This window comes from Xanthomonas translucens pv. undulosa (assembly GCF_017301775.1).
Classification (GTDB): Bacteria; Pseudomonadota; Gammaproteobacteria; order Xanthomonadales; family Xanthomonadaceae; genus Xanthomonas_A; species Xanthomonas_A translucens.
The window spans coordinates 1710166-1732163 of record NZ_CP063993.1; the positions used below are offsets into that span (position 1 = coordinate 1710166).

Genomic DNA, 21998 nt, shown 5'->3' on the forward strand with positions numbered 1-21998 from the left:
CGGCAACCGCGTCGCCCGCAGCGCTGCGCCAGGGCGCCTGGCCCACCGCCAACGGCGAAGTCGCTTTCGCGCTGTGGGCGCCGGATGCGCAGCGCGTGGAACTGGTGTTCGACGACGGCCGCCGGCAACCGCTGGCCGCGGCGGCGGACGGCTATTTCGCCGCGACCATCGCCTGCGCCGCCGGCACCCGCTACCGCTACGCGATCGACGGCGGCGAACCGGTGCCCGATCCCGCTTCGCGCTGGCAGCCCGACGGCGTGCATGGCGCCAGCGCGGTGCTGGCCAGCGACGGCTACCGCTGGCAGCACGACGCCTGGCGCGGCCGGCCGTGGGCGGACACGGTGTTCTACGAACTGCACGTGGGCGCGTGCGGCGGCTACGCCGGGCTGCGCGCGCAGCTGCGGACACTGGCGGCGCTGGGCGTCACCGCGATCGAGCTGATGCCGCTGGCCGCCTTCCCCGGCCGCCACAACTGGGGCTACGACGGCGTGCTGCCGTACGCGCCGGCCGCGGCCTACGGCCATCCGGACGAACTCAAGGCGCTGATCGACGAAGCCCACGGCCTGGGCCTGAGCGTGTTCCTGGACGTGGTCTACAACCACTTCGGCCCGGACGGCAATTACATCGGCCAGTACGCCTCGGCGTTCTTCCGCCAGGACGCGCCAACCCCGTGGGGCGCGGCGATCGACTTCCGGCTTGCGCCGGTGCAACGCTACTTCATCGAAAACGCGCTGATGTGGCTGCACGAATACCGCTTCGACGGCCTGCGCCTGGACGCGGTGCACGCGATCGTGCCGAACGCGTTCCTGGACACGCTGCGCGAGGCGATCACCGCCAGCGTGCCGGCCGGGCGCTACGTGCACCTGGTACTGGAGAACGAAGCCAACCAGGCCGGCGTGCTGGAGCGCGGTTACAGCGCGCAGTGGGACGACGATTTCCACAACAGCCTGCACGTGCTGTTGACCGGCGAGAACGAGGGCTACTACGCCGGTTTCGCCGATGCGCCGGCGCAGCACCTGGCGCGGGTGCTGGGCGAAGGCTTCGCCTACCAGGGCCAGGCCGACTATCGCGGGCATGCGCGCGGCGAGCCGAGCGCGCAGCTGCCGCCGCACAAGTTCGTGATCTTCGCGCAGAACCACGACCAGATCGGCAACCGCGCACGCGGCGACCGGCTGATCACCCAGGTGTCCGAGCCGGCGCTGCGCGCGGCGCTGGCGCTGACCGCGCTGACCCCGATGATCCCGCTGTTCTTCATGGGCGAGCCGTGGGGCAGCCGCACCCCGTTCCTGTTCTTCACCGATTTCGCGCCGCCGCTGGACGAGGCGGTGCGCGAAGGCCGGCGCCGCGAGTTCGCGCATTTCGCCGCGTTCGCCGATCCGCAGCAGCGCGCCACCATTCCCGACCCGAACGCGCTGAGCACGTTCGAGGCGTCCATCGCCGACATCGGCGATGCCACCCACGGCGACGGCGCGCGCTGGCGCGACTGGTTCGTGGCGCTGCTGGCGCTGCGCCGCCAGCACCTGGTGCCAGCGTTGGCGCAGGCACGCGCGGTGGGCGCGCGCACGCTGGGGCCGAAGGCGGTGGCCGCCGGCTGGACCCTGGGCAACGGCGAATGGCACGTGGCCGCGAACTTCGGCGACACGCCGGTGGCGCTGGATCTGCCTGGCGCGACGGTGCATGCCGAAAACGCCGGCGACGACCCGGCGCAGCTGCCGCCCAACGCCTTCGTCGCCCGCTACCGAGCCGGTTCCGCAACGTGAGCGCGGGCTGTCGCGACGCCATCGCGACAGCGCTTCCGGCACGCTGCCCATCCCGTTCGTCGCCCGCGACCGTGTGCCTGCCTGACGGCCACGCCGCGCGCGCGGCGACGGCTGAGCGTCCCTTTTTCCCTTTTGCCGCGGCCCCGACTCGCTCATGACCGATACCCCCTTGCACACCCTGGCGTCCGCCGCCGGCCTGCTGGTCGACTGGATCGACGCCTCCGATACGCCGCGCACGGTCGGCACCGACACGCTGCGCAGCGTGCTCGGCGCGCTCGGCCTGGACGCGCACGACGACGCCGCCTGCCGCGACAGCCTGCGCCGGCTGCAGGCCAACGCCAACGTCGAAGCGTCGCTGCTGACCGCCGACCTCGGCACGCCAATCGACGCCGGCGGTACGCCGGGCGCGGCGTACCGGCTCGAACACGAGGACGGCCGCCGCCGCGACGGCCGCTTCGATGCGCAAGGCCGCGTCGCCGCGCTGGATAGCCACGGCTACTGGACCCTGCAGCACGGCGACCGCCACGCCACGCTGGCGCTGGCGCCACCGCGTTGCTACGGCGTGGCCGAGGCGGTAGGCGCGCGCTGGGGCCTGTCGTTGCAGGTGTATTCGGCGCAAGGCCCGGGCGACGCAGGCATCGGCGATGCGGACGGCGTGGCCGCCTGGGCCGGGCGCATCGCGCAGGCCGGCGGCGATGCCATCGCGCTGAGCCCGGTGCATGCGGCGCGGCCGATCGGCACGCACTACAGCCCGTATTCGCCGGGCGACCGGCGTTTCCTGGATCCGCTGCAGGCGGCACCGGCACGCGTGCTCGGCGCCGCCGCGGCGCAACGCGCGCTGCAGGCGGCCGGGCTGGAACAGGCCTTCGCCGACGCGCAGACGCGCGCACTGATCGATTGGCCGGCCTCGTCCGCGGCGAAGTGGCAGTGGCTACGCCAGCTGCATGCCGATTTCGCCCAGGCCGACAGCGCCCTGCATGCGGATTTCGCCACCTTCCAACTGGCGCGCGGCGCCGCGCTGCGCGACTACGCCGCGTTCGCCGCGCGCGATTTCGGCGATACCGATCCGGCCCTGCACAGCTTCGCGCAGTGGCTGGCCGCGCGCAGCTGGGCCGGCGTGCAGCAGCAGGCGCGCGCTGCCGGCATGGGCATCGGCCTGATCGCCGACCTGGCGGTGGGCTTCGATCCCGGCGGCGCCGAGGCCGCGGCCTGGCCGCAGGCGGTGCTGGCCGGGCTGGAACTGGGCGCGCCGCCGGATGCGTTCAACGGCGACGGCCAGGCATGGGGCATCGGCGGTTACTCGCCGAACGGGCTGCGCGCCAGCGGCTTCGCGCCCTTCATCGAGCTGCTGCGTGCGGTGATGCGCGACCGCGGCGGCGTACGCATCGACCACATCCTTGGCCTGCTGCGGCTATGGACGATCCCGCGCGGCGCCAGTTCCGCCGACGGCGTGTACCTGCGCTATCCGCTGCACGATCTGCTGCGCCTGCTGGCGCTGGAATCGTGGCGGCACCGCGCGATCGTGATCGGCGAAGACCTGGGCGTGGTGCCGGACGGCATCCGTGCCGAACTGTCGCAGCGCGGGGTGATGGGCATCGACGTGCTGCTGTTCACCCGCGACGCCAAGGGCGCGTTCCTGGCGCCGGCACACTGGCGTGGCGATGCCATCGCCACCACCACCACCCACGACCTGCCGACGCTGCGCGGCTGGCGCTGCGGGGAGGACATCGACTGGCGCCGCCGCCTGCAGCTGTCCGACGCCGCGCAGCAACGCGCCGACCATGCGACCCGCCGCGCCGACGTGGCGCGCATGGACGCCGCGGTCGCCGCGGCGCTGCCGCAGGCGCACGACCCGGAATTGGACGCGCTGCGCTTCGTCGCCGCCACGCCCTCGCCGCTGGCGCTGCTGCCGGCCGAGGACGCGCTGGGCCTGGACCAGCAACCCAATCTGCCCGGCACCGTCGATGGTCACCCGAACTGGCGCCGGCGCTTGCCGGCGGCGGACACGGCGGCCGCCGGCGCGCCGCTCGACACCCGCCTGCAGGCGTTCGCGCACGCGCGCCGCAGCGCCTGCCCCGCGCAAGGAACCGACGCATGAGCGTCACCCCGCTGCGCGCCACCGCGCGCCTGCAACTGCACGCCGGATTCACCCTGCTCGACGCCGCCGCGCAGGTGCCCTACTACGCCGGCCTGGGCATCAGCCATCTGTACCTGTCGCCGATCGGCAGCGCCGTGCCCGGCTCCACCCACGGCTACGACGTCACCGATCCGCGTGTGGTCAATCCCGAACTCGGCGGCGAACCGGCGCTGCTGCACCTGTCCGAGCGCGTGCGCGCGCACGGCATGGGCCTTATCCTGGACATCGTGCCCAACCACATGGCCACGCATGCGGCCAACCCGTGGTGGTGGGACGTGCTCAAGCATGGCCGGCGCAGCCGCCACGCCGGCTGGTTCGACATCGACTGGCGCGCGCCCGGCCGCGACGGCAAGCTGTGGCTACCGGTGCTGGACCGCGCTTACGCACAAGCGCTGAGCGAAGGCGCGCTGCAACTGCGCGTGGCCGAGGACGGTGAAGTGCAGTTGGAGCACCACGACCAACGCTTTCCGATCCGCCTGGAAGGCGCCGTGGCCCAGGATCCGCCGGCCGCACGCCAGGCCTGGGCGGCGCGGCTCAACGACGCCGCGCGGCTGGGCGACGACGCGCTGCATCGGCTGATCGAACGCCAGTGCTACCGGCTGGCGTGGTGGCGGGTCGGCAACGACATGCTCAACTACCGCCGCTTCTTCGACATCACCTCGCTGGCGGCGCTGCGCGTGGAGCAAAACGAGGTGTTCGCCGCGGTGCACGAACTGCCGCTGCGGCTGGTCGCCGAAGGCCATCTCGATGGCGTGCGCGTGGACCACGTCGATGGCCTGGCCGATCCCACCGGCTACGTGCAGCGGTTGCGCGCGCAGCTGGACCGCGCCGGGCGCCGCCGCGGCATCGCCGCCGGCGGCATCGCGCTGTACATCGAGAAGATCCTGGCGCCGCAGGAAACCCTGCGCGGCGACTGGCCGTGCGACGGCAGCACCGGCTACGACTTCATGGACCAGGTCGCCGGCGTGCTGCACGACCCGGCCGGCGCCGCGCCGCTGACCGCGCTGTGGCGCCGCGAAACCGGCCGCAGCGGCGACTTCGGCCAGGAGCAACGCGCCGCGCGCGACGAGATCCTGCAAGGGTCGCTGCAGACCGAGTTCGTGCGCACCGTGCAGGCGCTTTCCGCCGCCGCGCACCTGGACCCGGCCACCCGCGAGTTCAGCCCGCAGATGCTGGCGCAGGGCCTGATGGCGCTGCTGCGGCACTTCGAGGTGTACCGCACCTACGCCGGGCCCGATGGCCTGGACCAAGCCGATGCGGCACGCCTGGCGCAGGCCGCGCAGCACGCGCGCAATGGCGCCGAGCCGCGGGTGTGCGCGGCGATCGACGCGATCGCGCGCTGGAGCCGCGACGGCCGCGGCACCGGCAAGGCGCAGATCGCGCTGCGGCGCATCGTGCGCCGCCGCATCGAGCAGCTGTCGGCGCCGCTCAACGCCAAGTCGGTCGAGGACACCGCGTTCTACCGCCACGGCGTGCTGCTGTCGCGCAACGAGGTCGGCAGCGACCCGGACGTGTTCGCGCTGGCGCCGGACGCGTTCCACGCCGCCAACGCCGCGCGCGCGCAGCGGCACCCGCGTGCGCTGCTGGCCACCGCCACCCACGACCACAAGCGCGGCGAAGATGTGCGCATGCGCCTGGCCGCGCTCAGCGCGCAGGCGCCGTGGTGGGCCGAACAGGTGGCGCGCTTCCAGGCCTTGTCCGCCGACCTGCTGCCGGCCGGCAGCGCCGCGCCGCTGCCCGGCGACGTGCTGATGCTGTGGCAGATGCTGGTCGCCGCCTGGCCGCTGGAACTGGCCAGCGACGATGCCGCCGGCCTGGCCGACTACGCCGCGCGCATTGGCGCCTGGCAGCTCAAGGCCGCCCGCGAGGCCAAGCTGCGCACCTACTGGACCTGGCCGGACGAGGCCTACGAACGCGGCGTGCGCGCACTGCTGGACGCGGCGCTGCTGGCGCCGGCCGGCGCGCCGCTGCGCGAGGCGTTGGCGCAGGCCGCGGCCGCGCTGGCGCCGGCCGGCGCGCTCAACAGCCTGGTGCAGACCACGCTGCGGCTGAGCGTGCCGGGCGTACCCGACCTGTATCAGGGCTGCGAAGGCTGGGACCTGTCGCTGGTCGATCCGGACAACCGCCGCCCGGTGGACTACGCGCTGCGCCAGGCCTGGCTGCACGACGCCAGCGCAACGTCGGCGCTGCTGCGCGACTGGAACAGCGGTCACATCAAGGCGTGGTTGACCGCGCAGTTGCTGCAGCTGCGCGGCGCGCATCCGGCGCTGTTCGCGCATGGCGGCTATCGCCCGCTGCAGGCGCAGGGTCCGCACGCGCAGCATGTGCTCGGCTTCGCGCGCGAACACGCGGGCAAGACCCTGCTGGTGGTGGTGCCGCGCCTGGCCGCCGCGGCGCAACCGCTGGAAGCGGCGGCACCGCTGCGCGCGCAGCTGAATTGGCATAACACCTTTCTGACGTTGCCCGCGGCACAGTACCGGCACGTGCTGAGCGGGCGCGACCTCGCGGTATCGGCCTCGATGCCGGTGGCCGACCTGCTCGCCGAGTTCCCGGTGGCCGTGCTGACCGCCGTTCCCTGACATGCCGGTGGCCGTGCAGGCCACCTTCCCTGACAAGACCGCCATGGACGCAGACACACGCCAGCGCCGCATCGAACAACTCGCACACGAAATCTGGGAAGCCGAAGGCCGGCCCGACGGCCGCGCCGCCCGCCACTGGGCCATGGCCGAACGCCTGGTCGACGCCGAAGCACGCGCCGATCCGCAAGACCACTCGCTTTCCCCGGCCGGCAACGGCCCCGCCACGTCGTAAGGATTTCGCATGCCGCTTCGCAAGCTCGCCCGCCGCTCCCGCATTCGCGAAGGCCGCTCGTTTCCGCTCGGCGCCACCTGGGACGGCCTGGGCGTGAATTTCGCGCTGTACTCGACCAATGCCACCAAGGTCGAGCTGTGCCTGTTCGACGAACGCGGCCGCGAGGTCGAGCGCATCGTGCTGCCCGAGTACACCGACGAGATCTGGCACGGCTACCTGCCCGATGCGCGCCCAGGCCAGTTGTACGGCTACCGCGTGTACGGTCCGTACGCGCCCGACGCCGGGCACCGCTTCAACCCCAACAAGCTGCTGCTCGATCCCTACGCCAAACAACTGGTCGGCGAACTGAAATGGGCGCCGGCGCTGTTCGGCTACACCATCGGCCACAAGGACGCGGACCTGAGTTTCGACCGCCGCGACAGCGCCGCCTACGTGCCCAAGTGCGCGGTGATCGATCCGGCCTTCACCTGGGGCCAGGACCAGCGCCTGCAGACGCCGTGGGACCGCACGGTGATCTACGAGACCCACGTGCGCGGCACCACCATGCGCCATCCGTCGGTGCCCGAGGCCTGGCGCGGCACCTTCTCCGGACTCAAGGTGGACGAGGTCGTGGAGCACATCAAGCGGCTCGGCATGACCGCGGTGGAACTGCTGCCGGTGCATGCCTTCATCGACGACGAATACCTGCTCAAGCAGGGCCTGCGCAACTATTGGGGCTACAACACCATCGGCTTCTTCGCGCCGCAGCCGCGCTACATGGCCACCCGCACCGTGGCCGAGTTCAAGCAGATGGTGGCGCGGCTGCACCATGCCGGGCTGGAAGTGATCCTGGACGTGGTCTACAACCACACCGCCGAAGGCAACGAACTGGGGCCGACGCTGTCGTTCAAGGGCATCGACAACGCCAGCTACTACCGCCTGGCGGAGAACCGCCGTTTCTACATCAACGACACCGGCACCGGCAACACCTTTGACCTTACCAATGCCGGCGCGCTGCGCATGGTCAACGACTCGCTGCGCTACTGGGTGTCGGAGATGCACGTGGACGGGTTCCGCTTCGACCTGGCCACCATCCTCGGCCGTGAGCATCACGGCTTCGATCCCAAGGGCGGTTTTCTGGACGCCTGCCGCCAGGACCCGCTACTGAGCCAGGTCAAGCTGATCGCCGAACCGTGGGACGTGGGGCCTGGCGGCTACCAGGTCGGCGGCTTCCCGCCGGGCTGGTCGGAATGGAACGACAAGTTCCGCGACAACGTACGCGCGTTCTGGCGCGGCGACGAAGGTCAGCTGGCGGAACTGGCCACGCGCCTGACCGGCTCGGCCGACCTGTTCAACCACCGCGGCCGCCGCCCCACCGCCTCGGTCAACTTCGTCACCGCCCACGACGGCTTCACCCTGCACGACCTGGTCAGCTACGAGCACAAGCACAACGAGGCCAACGGCGAGGACAACCGCGACGGCTCCGACAACAACATCTCGGCCAACTATGGCGTGGAGGGCGAGAGCGACGACGAGCAGATCAACGCGCTGCGCCTGCGGCAGATGCGCAACATGCTGGCCACGCTGCTGCTGTCGCAAGGCACGCCGATGCTGCTGGCCGGCGACGAATTCGGACGCAGCAAGGGCGGCAACAACAACACCTACTGCCAGGACAACGAGCTGACCTGGCTGAACTGGGAAAGCGGCGAGCGCGCGCAGCGCCTGACCGCGTTCGTGACGCGCCTGACCCATCTGCGCGCGCACTACCCGCTGCTGCACCGCGCGCGCTTCTTCGACGGCGTCTACGACGAAGAACTGGGCATCAAGGACGTCAGCTGGTTGGCGCCGGACGGCGAAGAAATGAACGATGCGTCCTGGCACGATCCGCACGCACGCGCGCTGATGATGCGCCTGGACGGCAAGGCGCCGTCCAGCGGCCTGCGCCAGGCGGCGTCGAACGTGACCTTGCTGATGATCGTCAACGGCGCCACCGAGGACGTGACCTTCACCCTGCCGATGGTCGAAGGCGAGCACTGGCGCGTGCTGATCGACACCGCCGAACGCGACCACGAGCGCGGCCTGCCGGGCGGCTCGCAATGGCATGGCCTGTGCCGTTCGTTGACCCTGCTGGCCGCCGAGCGCGACGGCAAGGTCGCCGCTGCGCAGCACCAGAATGCGGCGCCACCGGCACCGACGGAGTAACGCGCGGTGGCCGCAGACAGCGGCCCAGATTCGATGACCGGGGCCGCTCCCGCCCCGGTAGGAGCGGCTTCAGCCGCGACAACGTCCGAAGCCGGAAGGCCCGCCACTGCGTTCGTCGCGACTGATGGCCCGAGGCCACCCAAAGTCGCTCCCACAAGGATTGCACTGGCGCTGTGGAGCTGCGAGGCCTTTTGTGGGAGGGACTTCAGTCCCGACTGCATGCCCGTTCGGAACATTCACCACTTCGCTCCTCGCGGCTGAAGCCGCTCCTACACAGGAGCGCGGCACCTTGCATGCGTGCACTGTAGGAGCAGCTTCAGCCGCGACTGCATCCGCAGCCAGCGACCCATCCGGGTTCAAGATGTCGCGATGGTTCGGGGTCATCAACTTCGGGGCGTTATGCGATGCCGAGATATTTCGTCTTCGCTCGTCGCGGCTGAAGCCGCTCCTACAGGGAGCGCTGGCGAATTTCCGATGCCGATGCTGTCATTTGTGGGAGCGACTCTGGGTGGCTTCGGGCCATCAGTCGCGACGGGCTTTCCCGGTGAAGCCCGTCGCGGCTGATATCGCTCCCCCAGGAAATCACGCTATCGCCTGCATTGCATGCGACTGCGCGAACGCCTGCACCTGCGCCTCGCCGACCGCGCCACCGATCAGGATCACCCCCGGTGCGCCGATGCCCTGGCCTTCCACATCGGCCGCCAGGCGCTCAAGCGTGGTCAGCAACTGCGCCTGCTGCGGCAGGCTCGCCGATTGCACCACCGCGGCCGGCGTGACGCCGGGCAAGTGCCGCAGCAAGCCCGCCGTCAGCGCGGCGATGCGGCCCATGCCCATGTAGATCGCCAGCGTGGTGCGGGTGGCGCACAGTGCCGCCCAATCCGGCTCGCCATGGTCCTGGGTATGCGCGGTGACGAAGGTGATGCCGTGGCAATGGTCGCGATGGGTCAGCGACATGCCCAGCCCGGCCGCCGCCGCGAACCCGGCACTGACGCCATTGACGATGCGCACCTGCACGCCCGACGCGCGCAGGAACGCGATTTCCTCGCCGGCGCGGCCGAACAGCAACGCTTCACCGCCCTTGGCGCGCACCACATGGGCGCCCTGCAGCGCATAGCGCCGCATCAGCCGGCAGATGAAATCCTGCGGCGTGGACCGGCAGCCGCCGCGCTTGCCGACCCGGATCACCCGCGCCTGCGGCGCGAACTGCACGATGTCGGGATTGACCAGATCGTCGAGCAACAGCACCTGCGCCGCAGCCAGCGCCTTGACCGCCTTCAGCGTCAGCAGTTCAAGATCGCCGGGACCGGCCGACAGCAACACCACTGCGCCGCCGCCATGCATACCGCACACGCTTGCATCGTTCATCGCAGACTCCGCCCAGAAAGAAGGAACAACACCCAAGACATCGCACCCGCCTGTGCAGCGCTGCGCGCATCCGCCACGCCGTCCGTCCGCACCCGCCACACGCGCTGTCGCCGCGCCCTGCCGCTGGCGTGGCCCAGGCCGCGAGCGCATGCGCTGTTCGTCGCGATATCCACAGCGGACACCGGGACCGCGCTCAAGCCGCGACCGCTCATGCGCTTGCCGCCGTGGCGCACAGCCGCAGCACCTGCGGCATGCAAGAGCCGCACACGCTGCCGCAGCCCAGCCGCGCGCGGATCTCGGCCGGCGCCGTGCCGCGCGCGGCTTCGGCGCGGATCGCCGATTCGCGCACCTGCGTGCACTGGCACACCACCGGATCGCGCGCCGCGCCGCCGGCTTGCGCGAATGCCGCCAGCCGCGCGCCGCGCCAGGCTTCGCCGCTCAATGCATGCTCGAGCAACGCCTCGCCGCCGGCATCGCGTTGCGCACCGGCCAGCAACAGGCCATCGAAATGACTGGTCGGCGCGGCGCCGCGCCAGGCCACGCGCTTGAGCAGGCCGCGGCGTGCGTCGCGGTATTCGAGCGTGTCGGCGTTGCCGCCGGCCAGCGCCAACGCGGCGGCCAGCGCTTCCAGCTGCGCGGGCGCCGGCGCCTGCTCGGCGGCGGCGCGCAGCACCAGCCACGCCTGCTCCCGATCGCCGGCCTCGGCCTGCAGACTCAACGCGGCATAGCCGAAGTGGCGCAGCCACGGCTGCGCCGCGGCCTGCAGCGCGAGCGCATCGCCGCGCCGCGCCAGCAGCAGATGCCAGCCGAATTCGGCCTTCTCCACGCGCACCGCGGCGTGCTTGAGCTCGGGTTGTTGCGAGCGCGCATCCACCGTGCTCAGGCTCAGTTCGTTGATGCCGCCGCTGTCCAGGAACTGCGCGTTCCAGTGCATCGCCGCGAACACGTCGCCCGAACGCATCTCCTCGCAGGCTTCCAGCGGCAGCACCAGGCTGCCGCGCTTGCTGACGACGCGCACCAGCTCGCCATCGCGCAGCCCGCGCCGTGCGGCGTCCTGCGGATGCATGCGCAGGCCCGGCTGCGGGCTGTGCGCGAACAGCCCCGGCACCCGGCCGCTGCGCGACATGCCATGCCACTGGTCGCGCAGGCGCCCGCTCAGCAGGCGCAACGGAAACCGTGCGGAGGTCGGCTCGGCGACCGGCTTGTACGGCGTGGGATGGAAGCGCGCGCGGCCATCGGCGGTGGCGAACACGCCGTCGGCGTAGCGTCGCGCCTGGCCGTGCGCGGCGCCGGCCGGCAGCGGCCATTGCTGCGGGCCGTGCGCGTCCAGCCGCGCGTAGTCGAGTCCGCCGATGTCCAGATCGCGGCCGATGGTCAATGCGCGGTGCTCGTCGAACACCGCCGCGGTATCGGCGAAGCCGAAGCGCGAGCCGGCGGCCGGCGCCTCCAGCCGCGCTTCCAGGCGCCGCGCCACCTCGTTGGCGATCCACCAGTCCGGCCTGGCCGCGCCCGCTGCCGGCAGCGCCTGGCGCACGCGCGAGACGCGGCGCTCGGAGTTGGTCACCGTGCCGTCCTTCTCGCCCCAGCTCGCCGCCGGCAGCAGCACGTCGGCGTAGGGCACCGTATCGGTGTGCACGAAGGCGTCCTGCACGATCACCAGCTCGGCCTGGCGCAGCGCGTCGCGCACGTTCGCGATGTCCGGCATCGAGTGCACGGGATTGGTGCAGGCGATCCACACCGCCTTGACCTCGCCGCGGCGCAGCGCATCGAACAGCGCCACCGCCGGCAGGCCGGGACGCGCCGACAGCCGCTCGGCCGGCAACTGCCACAGCCGCTCCAGCTCGGCGCGATCGCTGGCGCTGGCGATCTCGCGGTGCGCGGCCAGCATCGTCGCCATGCCGCCGACCTCACGCCCGCCCATCGCATTCGGCTGTCCGGTCAGCGAGAACGGGCCGGCGCCGGGCTTGCCGATCTGCGCGGTGGCCAGGTGCAGGTGGATCAGCGCCAGGTTCTTGTCGGTGCCGTGCGCGGACTGGTTCAGGCCCATGCAATACAGCGACAGCGCCGGCGCATCGCGGCCGAACCACTCCGCCGCCTGCACCAGGTCGGCGACCGGCACGCCACAGATGTCGGCGGCCATCGCCGGGGTGTATTCGCGCAGCGTCTGCCGCAGCTCGGCGAAGCCCTGCGTATGCGCCGCGATGAACCCGCGGTCGATGCGGTCTTCCCAGATCAGGTGGTGCAGCATGCCGTTGAACAGCGCCACGTCGGTGCCGGGCTGGATCGGCAGATGCAGGTCGGCCATCGCCGCGGTGTCGGTGCGGCGCGGATCGACCACGATCCAGCGCACCTGCGGATCGCGCGCGCGCGCGTCCTCGAGCCGGCGGAACAGCACCGGGTGGGCGTAGGCCATGTTGCTGCCGGCCAGCAGCACGGTCCTGGCCAGTTCCAGGTCTTCGTAGCAGGTCGGCGGGCCGTCCGCGCCCAGCGCCAGCTTGTAGCCGCTGACCGCACTGGACATGCACAGCCGCGAATTGGTGTCGATGTTGTTGGTGCCGATCAGGCCCTTGGCCAGCTTGTTGAAGACGTAGTAGTCCTCGGTCAACAACTGCCCGGACAGGTAGAACGCCACCGCATCCGGCCCATGCCGCTCGACGATGCCGGCCAGGCGCTCGGCCACGCTGTCCAGCGCTACCGCCCAGTCCACCACGCGCCGCGGCGCGTCGCGCTGGGTACGCAGTTCCGGCTGCAACGCGCGGCCGTGCAGGCTGCGCACAGTCTCCGGCAAGGTGCGGCCCTTGCTGCACAGCCGGCCGTAGTTGGCCGGATGCTGCCGGTCGCCTTCGATGCCGACGATGCGCGCGGCGCCGTCGGCGCCGTGCTCGGTCTCGATCAGCACCCCGCAGCCGACCCCGCAGTAGCAGCAGGTGGAACGGGTCAGCGTGCGCCGCGCCGCGTTGTCCGCGGCCGCGTGCGCTGCGGGCACGTGCGCGCCATCCATCATGCGGCGCCCTGCAACGACAGCCACACCTCGCCCTCGTCCACCCGCACCGGATAGCGGCGCGCGCAGCCCACGTCCGGCGCGCAGGCCTGGCCGCTGTCCAGGGCGATGTTCCAGTTGTGCAGCGGGCAGGTGACGCTGTCGCCGGCGACGATGCCCTGCGACAGCGGCCCGCCCTTGTGCGGGCAGCGATCGACCAGCGCGAACACGCGGTCGCCGGCGGTGCGGAACAGCGCGATCGGATCGACGCCGGCGATCTCCAGCACCCGCGCGCCGAGCGTGGGGATGTCGTCGAGACGGCAGATGCGGATCCAGTGGCGGGCGCTGGCGTCGGGAACGATGAGGTCGGAAGCGGCAGCGTTCATCGCTCAGTCCTCCACCAGCGCCAGCGGCGCGGCCACGCGCAGCGGCTGGAATTCGCGCTGCCTGGCCCCGGCGATGCGCTCGGCCCACGGATCGGGCAAGCCTTCCAGCGCGTACAGCAGGCGCTCGTACAGCGCGCGCCGGTTGGCCGCGTCCTCGATCACGCGCTGGCGGATGTAGTCCATGCCCACGCGCTCGATGTAGTGCACGGTGCGGTCCAGGTAGTAGGCTTCCTCGCGGTACAGCTGCAGGAACGCGCCGGTGTACTCCTTCACCTCCTCGGCGGTCTTGACCTTGACCAGGAACTTGGCGACCTCGGTCTTCATGCCGCCGTTGCCGCCGATATGCAGTTCCCAGCCCGATTCCACCGCGATGATGCCCACGTCCTTGATCCCGGATTCGGCGCAGTTGCGCGGGCAGCCGGACACCGCCAGCTTCACCTTGTGCGGGCTCCACATGTTGGCCAGCATGGTTTCCAGCTCGATCCCCATCTGCGTGCTGTTCTGCGTGCCGAAGCGGCAGAACTCGCTGCCCACGCAGGTCTTCACCGTGCGGATCGACTTGCCGTAGGCGTGTCCGGAATTCATCCCCAGGTCCTTCCACACCCCCACCAGGTCTTCCTTGCGGATGCCGAGCAGGTCGATGCGCTGGCCACCGGTGACCTTGACCATCGGCACCGCGTACTTGTCGGCCACGTCGGCGATGCGACGCAGTTCCGAAGCGTTGGTCACCCCGCCCTTCATCTGCGGGATCACCGAGAAGGTACCGTCCTTCTGGATGTTGGCGTGGGCGCGCTCGTTGATGAAGCGCGACTGCGGATCGTCCACCGCCTCGCGCGGCCAGGTCGACAGCAGGTAGTAGTTGATCGCCGGGCGGCAAGTCGCGCAGCCGTTGGGACTGCGCCACTGCAGCTGCGTGTACACCGCGCCATGGGTGAGCAACCTGCCCTCGCCGATCGCCTTGCGCACCTCGCCGTGGTTGAGGTCGGTGCAACCGCACACCGCCTTGGTCTTGGGCGTCTGCTGGAAGTTGGAGCCCAGGCAGTTCATCAGGATCTGCTCGACCAGGCCGGTGCACGAACCGCAGGAACTGGCCGCCTTGGTCTGCTTCTTGACCTCGTCCACGGTGAACAGGCCTTGCGCATTGATCGCCTTGACGATGGTGCCCTTGCACACGCCGTTGCAGCCGCACACCTCGTCGCTGTCGCGCATCGCGCTGGCGCGGTCCTGGCCGGCGGTGCCGGCATCGCCGAGCGCGCTCTCGCCGAACATCAGCCGCTCGCGGCGCTCGCCGATCGGGCTGGCGTCCTTGAGCAACTGGAAATACCAGGCGCCGTCGTTGGTATCGCCGTACAGGCAGGCGCCGACCAGCTTGTCGTCCTTCAGCACCAGCTTCTTGTAGACGCCGCCGGCCGGATCGGACAGCACGATCTCCTCGCTGCCCTCCCCGCCCATGAAATCGCCGGCCGAGAACAGGTCGATCCCGGTGACCTTGAGCTTGGTCGAGGCCACCGAACCGCGATAAATGCCGATGCCGAAACCCGCCAGGTGGTTGGCGCAGATCTTGGCCTGCTCGAACAGCGGCGCGACCAGGCCGTAGGCGATGCCGCGGTGGCTGGCGCATTCGCCGACCGCGTATACCCGCGGATCGAAGGTCTGCAGCGTGTCGTTGACCACGATGCCGCGCGTGCAGTGGATGCCGGCGGCCTGCGCCAGCGCGATGTTGGGGCGGATGCCGGCGGCCATCACCACCAGGTCGGCCGGCACTTCGCTGCCGTCGGAGAACTTCACCGCCACCACGTCGCCATCGGCGTTGCCGACCAGTTCGGTGGTGGAGGTGCCGAGGCGGAACTCCAGGCCGCGTTCGCTGAGCGAGCGCTGCAGCAGCTGCCCGGCGACCGGGTCGAGCTGGCGTTCCAATAGCCAGTCGGCCAGGTGCACCACGGTCACCTGCATGCCGCGCTGCTTCAGCCCATTCGCCGCCTCCAGGCCGAGCAGGCCGCCGCCGATCACCACCGCGTGGCGCTTGCGCGTGGCGGTGTCGATCATGGTCTGCGTGTCGTGCATGTCGCGGTAGCCGATCACGCCCTTCAAGTCCTTGCCCGGCACCGGCAACACGATCGGCAGCGAACCGGTGGCCAGCAGCAGGCGGTCGTACGGTGCCTCGGTGCCGTCGGCGGCGATCACCTTGCGCTTGACCCGGTCGATGCGGGTCACTTCCTTGCCCACGTGCAGATGGATGCCGTGCTCGGCGTACCAGGCCAGCGGATTGAGCACGATCTCGTCGAACTGTTGTTCGCCGGACAGCACCGGCGACAGCAGGATGCGGTTGTAGTTGGGATGCGGCTCGGCGCCGAACACGGTGATGTCGTACATCCCCGGCATCAGCTTGAGCAGTTCTTCCACGGTGCGGATGCCGGCCATGCCGTTGCCCACCACCACCAGTCTTGGCTTGTTCATGTGAGTCCCGCTTCGGTGGAGAGGATCAGACGCGCGCCGCGCCGGCCGCAGCCCATTGGCTGCGCCAGTGCTGCTTGACGTTGGACAGCAGGCCCAAGGCCAGCAGCGCGCAGCCGGCGAACAGCCACAGCCCCAGCGCATAGCTGCCGGTGTGCTGCTTGACGATGCCCAGCCCCGCGGCGAGCAGGAAGCCGCCGATGCCGCCGGCCATGCCGATCAGCCCGGTCATCAGCCCGATGTCGCGGCCGAAACGCTGCGGCACCAGCTGGAACACCGCGCCGTTGCCGGTACCCAGGCACAGCAGGGTCATCACGAACAACGCCACCGTCGCCGCCGGACCGCCGACGCCGACCGCTGCGGCGGCCACCAGCAACGCCACCAGCAGATAGATCGACAGCAGCGTACGCGTGCCGCCGATGCGATCGGCCAACGCACCGCCCAGCGGACGCATCACCGAACCGGCCAGCACGCACGCCGCGGTGGCCCAGCCGGCCAGCTTCGGAGAGAAGTCGAACTGATCGTGGAAGTAACCAGGCAAGGCGCTGGCGAACCCGGCGAAACCGCCGAAGGTGATCGCGTAGAACAGCATGAACCACCACGAATCGCGATTACCGACCAGCACCCGCACGTAGTCGTGCAGATGCTTGCGCGGCACCGCCACCGGTGCGTCCTTGGCGCACAGCGCGAACACCAGCAAGGTCAGAAGCAGCGGAATGCAGGCCAGCCCGAACACCGCCTGGTAACCGAACGCCGTGGCCAGCGCCGGCGCGAACAGCGCCGCGAACACCGTGCCGGAATTGCCGGCGCCGGCGATGCCCATCGCCGTGCCTTGGTGCTGCGGCGGATACCAGCGCGAGGCCAGCGGCAGCGCCACCGCAAACGAGGCCCCGGCCACGCCCAGCATCAGCCCCAGCAGCAGCACCTGCGCGAAACTGTGCACGCCCAGCTGCCACGCCACCGCCAGCGCCACGATCACCAGCACCTGCGCCAGCATGCCCGCGCGCTTGGCGCCGATCACATCGGCGAGCATGCCCAGCAACAGCCGCAGCACCGCCCCGCACAGGATCGGCATTGCCACCATCAGCGCGCGCTGCTGGGTCTCCAGCTGCAGCGCCGCGGCGATCTGCACCTGCAGCGGACCGAGCAGATACCAGACCATGAAGCTCAGGTCGAAATACAGGAACGCCGACAACAGCGTGGGCGTATGCCCGGCTTGCCAGAACGATCGATTCATCCGCGCCATCTCCGAGAAGCGTTGGGCCGCAGCGCTGCACACCACCCGCAGCGCGCGGTAGTCGAGGGGAGGGAAAAACAAAAACGGCGCCGCCCGGTTCGCACCGGAAGACGCCGTTGTCTGGGCAGGCGGGCCGCCGTTGGCCCACCTACCGAATCGCATTGGTGCGGACACCCCGTTGCGTCCGCAGGATCACTATCGCAATCGGCATGCCAAGTGTGCGCGCCACCACAGCGACAGATAAATTCCCTTTAAATTCAATTTATTGTCGGAACCGGTCACGATCTGCGGCCGCGTTGCACGGCCACCACGGTGGGCCTCAACGAACACAAGTGGTGCGCGGCGCACCTTTATTGTGCGCCGCGGCAACATCTGCTTTTGATCGAACGTCGGCTATGCGTGTCAGAAGCGGAGTTCCGGCAGAGCAGCAGGGCAATGAGTGCATTGGTCACTCGTCATCCATTGGCGAGCGTTTGCGTCGAATCGAGCCGCGCTGCGAGGCGACGTCCACTGCCGCGAGTGTCCCGCGCAACGCTGCACCCATGCGACCTGAGCAAGAGGACCGAGCATCACCTAAGCGGCAACATCACCGTCCGATCGTGGATGGGCGAGGCGATGAAGCAGTGTTCGAGATAGCACGCCTTCGCTGCTTCATCGATTTTGCATAATGCATACACGACACGACGATCACTCAACCTGGCCCGTCGCAGCCATGCCGCACCCATCGCGCCGGCCCATTGAGTTCATCAAATATCATTCACGCTTGCAGCGCTCTGAAAGCCGCATCTGCCCACGCTGAGAATGTCGACGTTGCGCCGCTCCGGCCCGCGCAGGCGCAGGCGCTACGCAGGCGTAAGTCCAACCCGCCAATCCGGCAACCCGTCCCCCCGCTCGTCGCGCTCCGGCACCGCAATGCGCAACTGCGCAGCCGCGGCACGATACGTCTCCAACCGATGCACCCGCGCCACGATCTGCGCATCGTGCGCCGCATCCTGCCCGGCACCGGCTGCGCTCGCCGGCAACCACCCCCAACGCCGGAACTGTTGCAGGAACCAGCGTCCATCCGACAGCCAGGGCATGTTCGCCAGGCCACCCGCATGGAAGCGCAAACCTTGCGGATCTGCACCACCATCGGCGGCGCCACCCGGCAACAGGCACGCTGCGATGCGCTCCGCCGGCAAGCCGATCACGTCCGCATCGGCCAGCCACGCCACCGCTTCGCGGCGGTGCGCGGCATCGTCGAGCCAGCGGCAGGCGTCGAGCAGCGTGGCGGTCAGCGCGGTCGCCAGTTCCGGCTGCAATGCGGCAAAGGCGCGGCGGCAGGCCAGCACTTTCTCCGGATGGCCGGGCCACAGTTCGCCGCTGCGGATCGCGCGTCGGCCCGCGCCCATCGCTTCGGCATGCGCCGCCCACGGTTCGCCGGCGCAGTAACCGTCCAGTTCGCCGCGCGCCAGTGCGTCGGGCATCTGCGGCGGCGGCAGGGTCACCGCCTGGATAGCGCCGATCGGATCCACGCCCTGCGCCGCCAGCCAGTAGTACAGCCACATCGCGTGGGTGCCGGTGGGGAAGGTCTGCGCGAACACCGGCGCGCGGCCGAGCGCGGCCAGCGCGCTGCGCAGCGGCGTGCCTTGCGCCAGCGCGTCGGCCAGGGCCGACGCCAGGGTGATGGCCTGGCCGTTCTGGTTGAGCGTGAGCAGGATCGCCATGTCCGCCTGCGGCCCGCCGATGCCGCATTCCACGCCGTAGACCAGGCCCGCCAAGGCGTGCGCCGCGTCCAGTTCGCCGGACAGCAGCTTGTCGCGCACGGCGGCCCACGAGGCCTGCCGTTGCAACTCCAGGCGCAGGCCGTGGCGGCGGTCCAGGCCCAGCCGCACCGCGGCGATCAGCGGCGCGCAATCGATCAGCGGCAGGTAGCCCAGGCGCAGGGTGCGCGGTTCGGGGTGCAGTGGTGCGCTCATCGCTTCCTCATCCCAGCAGGTCGGCCATCGCGAGGATGCGCTGGGCGACCTCGGCCAGCTTCAGCCCCTGTTTCATCGCCTGCTGCCGCAGCGCGGCGTAGGCCTCGTTCTCGCTCATGCCGCGCTTGTCCATCAGCAGGCGCTTGGCGCGATCGATCTGTTCGCGGTCGCGCAGCTTGCCCTGCACTTCGTCCAGTTGCCGGCGCATGCCCGCTTCCTGTTCGAAGCGGGCCAGCGCCACCTGTACGATCGGCGCCAGCCGCGCCGGCGCCAGCCCATCGACCACGTAGGTGGTGACGCCGGCGCTCACCGCGGCGCGGATCAGCTGGTCGTCACCGTCGGCGGAGAACATCACCACCGGGCGCGGCGCCTGCCGGTGGATCAGCGCCAGTTGCTCGAGGGTGTCGCGCGAGGGCGAATCGACGTCGATGATGACCACGTCCGGCTGCTCGGTGGACACCGCCTTGAGCAGCGCCGGCGCCGCCGCCACTTCGTCCAACACCTCGTAGCCGGCGTCGAGCAGCGCCTGGCGCAGCTGCCCGATCGGCTTTTCGGTATCGTTGACCAGCAGGACGCGCAGCATACGGTCATGGCTAACGGAAGTTGGCTGAGCCGCATGGTGCCATGCAACACGCGTCCGCCGCGAGCCGTCCCCCCACCCCGCAGGAGTCCGCATGCCGCTGTATCCCTTGTTCGCCGATCTGGGCGGGCGCCGCGTGCTGGTCGTCGGCGGCGGCGAGGTGGCGATGCGCAAGATCGAAGCGCTGCTGCACGCCGGCGCGCAGGTGCTGGTGTACGCGCACGCACTCAACGCCACGGTGGCGCAGTGGCTGGCGCAGGGCCGGCTGCAGCGGGTCGATGGCGCGTTCGATCCGCAATGGCTGGACGACGCCTGGCTGGTGGTCGCGGCCACCGACGACAATGCCTTCAACCGCGCACTCGCCGCGCAGGCCGGGCAGCGCCGCAAGCTGGTCAACGTGGTCGACGATGCCGAACTGTCCACGTTCCAGGTGCCGGCGATCATCGACCGCGATCCGCTACTGGTGGCGATCTCCTCCAGCGGTGCGGCGCCGATGCTGGCGCGGCGCCTGCGCGAGCGCTGGGAGACCGAACTGGACCATTCCTATGCGCAACTGGCGCAGTTGTTCGCGCGCCACCGCGAGGCAATCCGCGCGCGCCTGCCGCAGCTGGCGCAGCGCCGGCGCTGGTTCGAACAGGTGCTGGAAGGCCCGGTGCAGGTGCTGTTGCAGAGCGGGCAGACGCAGGCCGCCGAGCAGGCCTTCCACGACGCCCTGCAACGCAGCGAGCAGGATGTGCCGCGCCGCGGCAGCGTGTGGCTGGTCGGCACCGGCAACGGCGACCCCGGCGCGCTGACGCTCAAAGCGCTGCGTGCCTTGAACCAGGCCGATCTGCTGCTGTGCGATCCCGCAGTGGAGGCCGCGGTGCTGAGCCTGGCGCGCCGCGATGCGACGCGGCAACCGCTGCCCGCCGACGACGACGCGCACCTGGCCCTACTGATCGAGCAGGTGCACGCCGGGCAGCGCGTGGTCAGCCTGAAACCGGGCGACGCGTTCCGGCAGGCGCCGCATGACGCGCTGGCGGCAGCCCTGGCAACGCACGGCATAGCTTGCGACGTGGTGGCTGGCGTGGCGCGTTAGTCGTCCCCGCAAACTGAAGCGCCATGGCCCTGCGCCTGAGACGGGGATTGACGCTGCGCCGGCCACGACACCTCGCGCAGCACCATGTCCATCTGCTCCGCAAGCAACTCCATGCACACCGCCAGCTCGCCCGCCCGCACCTTCGGCGCGGCCTCGCGTTCTTCGGCCACGCTGCGTGGCTGTGCGAGTCGCCCCAGGAACGTGATGAACTCGCCCAGCCGCACCAATCGGAACTGGCTTTCCTCGGGCAGGAAGTAGCCCGACATGGCGTCGGGATCCCCATGCACCCCGATGCTCTCCTCATGAACGGGTTGCGGCATTGCGCGCCCTCCTGGCTTGGGCCGCGTCTCGGCCCCGCAATAAGTTCTACATACAACTCAAACGCCCGTCAACATCTTTTATTACATCAAACTGATTGATGCACAATTTATTTTGACATCCCAGAAAAAGCGGACCATGATCCGCTTCATGGGAAATCATGCAAAACAAGCCCCACTGTCGGCCACCGCCCAGATCATGCTGGGGCACCCGTTCCGTGGCGCCATCCCCAGCGTGCCTGGCGGCTCGACGAGGGTGTTGCAGCTGCGCGATCTCACGCCTTCTGGTCGCCTGGCCTGCGACAACCTCCTCACCACCGAACTGCAGGGCCGAAAATCACCGGACTGGCTCCGCAACCAGGACATCGTCTTTGTTGCCCGCGGCGACAACACGTTCGCCGCACTGGTCGCCGATCCCCCACCCCGCACCGTGTGCTCGCCGCACCTGTACATCATCCGCGTCAGCCAGCCGGACGCCCTCCTGCCCGCCTTCCTGGCCTGGCAGCTCAACCAGACCCCGGCACAGCGCTATCTGCGCCAGTCGGCCGAAGGCAGCAACCAGCTGAGCATCCGCCGCAGCGTGCTGGACATGACCCCGATCCGCATCCCTCCGCTGGCCCGGCAACACGCCATCATCGCGCTGGACCGCGCCGCCCAGGCCGAGCGCCTGGCGCTGCATGCCCTGATCAAGAACCGCGACACCGAGCTGGCGATCCTCGCCGAGCGCCTCCTCGCCTAATCTTCCGGAAACCGC

The 21998-nt window shown here is 70.2% G+C and carries 15 protein-coding genes; 7 read left to right on the forward strand and 8 right to left on the reverse strand.

From position 1 onward, the window contains the following. Positions 1–23: 23 nt before the first annotated feature. The 5 genes from treZ to glgX all read left to right on the forward strand — a co-directional run bounded on the left by treZ (position 24) and on the right by glgX (position 8889). Entirely contained in the window at positions 24–1760 is a 1737-nt protein-coding gene (gene treZ, locus ISN38_RS07290; RefSeq protein WP_153476964.1) for a malto-oligosyltrehalose trehalohydrolase, read from the forward strand. 154 nt (positions 1761–1914) lie between these two features. Next, complete coding sequence (malQ, locus tag ISN38_RS07295) at positions 1915–3858, forward strand: 4-alpha-glucanotransferase (protein WP_058358914.1); 1944 nt, start codon at positions 1915–1917, stop codon at positions 3856–3858. After that, the gene (gene treY, locus ISN38_RS07300; RefSeq protein ID WP_108084632.1) at positions 3855–6476 is read left to right on the forward strand and encodes a malto-oligosyltrehalose synthase; all 2622 of its coding nucleotides are present in this window, start codon (positions 3855–3857) and stop codon (positions 6474–6476) included. The genes malQ and treY overlap by 4 nt, the downstream gene beginning before the upstream one ends. A gap of 43 nt (positions 6477–6519) precedes the next feature. Continuing rightward, complete coding sequence (locus ISN38_RS07305; RefSeq protein ID WP_038238289.1) at positions 6520–6708, forward strand: DUF2934 domain-containing protein; 189 nt, start codon at positions 6520–6522, stop codon at positions 6706–6708. Between the two features lie 9 nt (positions 6709–6717). Continuing rightward, positions 6718–8889, forward strand: coding sequence for a glycogen debranching protein GlgX (gene glgX / locus ISN38_RS07310; protein ID WP_003469746.1), 2172 nt, complete (start codon positions 6718–6720; stop codon positions 8887–8889). Positions 8890–9471: 582 nt separating this feature from the next. On the opposite strand, the gene cobA is transcribed toward glgX, so the two are convergent. The 7 genes from cobA to ISN38_RS07345 all read right to left on the reverse strand — a co-directional run bounded on the left by cobA (position 9472) and on the right by ISN38_RS07345 (position 19849). Beyond that, the gene (gene cobA / locus ISN38_RS07315; RefSeq protein ID WP_196479351.1) at positions 9472–10212 is read right to left on the reverse strand and encodes a uroporphyrinogen-III C-methyltransferase; all 741 of its coding nucleotides are present in this window, start codon (positions 10210–10212) and stop codon (positions 9472–9474) included. 250 nt (positions 10213–10462) lie between these two features. Then, complete coding sequence (locus ISN38_RS07320; protein WP_038238281.1) at positions 10463–13255, reverse strand: nitrate reductase; 2793 nt, start codon at positions 13253–13255, stop codon at positions 10463–10465. Then, positions 13255–13620 carry a nitrite reductase small subunit NirD gene (nirD, locus tag ISN38_RS07325; protein WP_003469752.1) on the reverse strand — a complete coding sequence of 122 codons (366 nt, stop codon included), beginning with the start codon at positions 13618–13620 and terminating at the stop codon, positions 13255–13257. Before nirD ends, ISN38_RS07320 begins: the two co-directional genes overlap by 1 nt. Positions 13621–13623: 3 nt before the next feature. Then, entirely contained in the window at positions 13624–16041 is a 2418-nt protein-coding gene (nirB, locus tag ISN38_RS07330; RefSeq protein ID WP_230811717.1) for a nitrite reductase large subunit NirB, read from the reverse strand. 61 nt (positions 16042–16102) lie between these two features. Beyond that, a complete protein-coding gene (locus ISN38_RS07335) occupies positions 16103–17272 on the reverse strand; it encodes an MFS transporter (protein WP_170873994.1) in 1170 nt (389 codons plus the stop codon). Positions 17273–18153: 881 nt separating this feature from the next. Then, on the reverse strand, positions 18154–19269 hold the full coding sequence (locus ISN38_RS07340; RefSeq protein WP_047324527.1) for a CmpA/NrtA family ABC transporter substrate-binding protein: 1116 nt from the start codon (positions 19267–19269) through the stop codon (positions 18154–18156). Between the two features lie 7 nt (positions 19270–19276). Beyond that, a complete protein-coding gene (locus tag ISN38_RS07345; RefSeq protein ID WP_087960504.1) occupies positions 19277–19849 on the reverse strand; it encodes an ANTAR domain-containing response regulator in 573 nt (190 codons plus the stop codon). A gap of 94 nt (positions 19850–19943) precedes the next feature. On the opposite strand from ISN38_RS07345, the gene ISN38_RS07350 reads away from it, so the two are divergent. Continuing rightward, positions 19944–20927 (forward strand): NAD(P)-dependent oxidoreductase, encoded by a 984-nt coding sequence (locus tag ISN38_RS07350; protein ID WP_003469765.1) that lies wholly within the window; start codon positions 19944–19946, stop codon positions 20925–20927. Here ISN38_RS07350 and ISN38_RS07355 read toward each other — a convergent pair. Next, entirely contained in the window at positions 20924–21247 is a 324-nt protein-coding gene (locus ISN38_RS07355) for an XAC0095 family protein (protein ID WP_003469768.1), read from the reverse strand. The two genes, ISN38_RS07350 and ISN38_RS07355, sit on opposite strands and share 4 nt — an antisense overlap. A 136-nt stretch (positions 21248–21383) precedes the next feature. Here ISN38_RS07355 and ISN38_RS07360 point away from each other — a divergent pair, with 136 nt between their 5' ends. After that, positions 21384–21983, forward strand: a complete 600-nt coding sequence (locus ISN38_RS07360) for a restriction endonuclease subunit S domain-containing protein (RefSeq protein WP_087960503.1) — start codon at positions 21384–21386, stop codon at positions 21981–21983. Positions 21984–21998 lie beyond the last annotated feature (15 nt).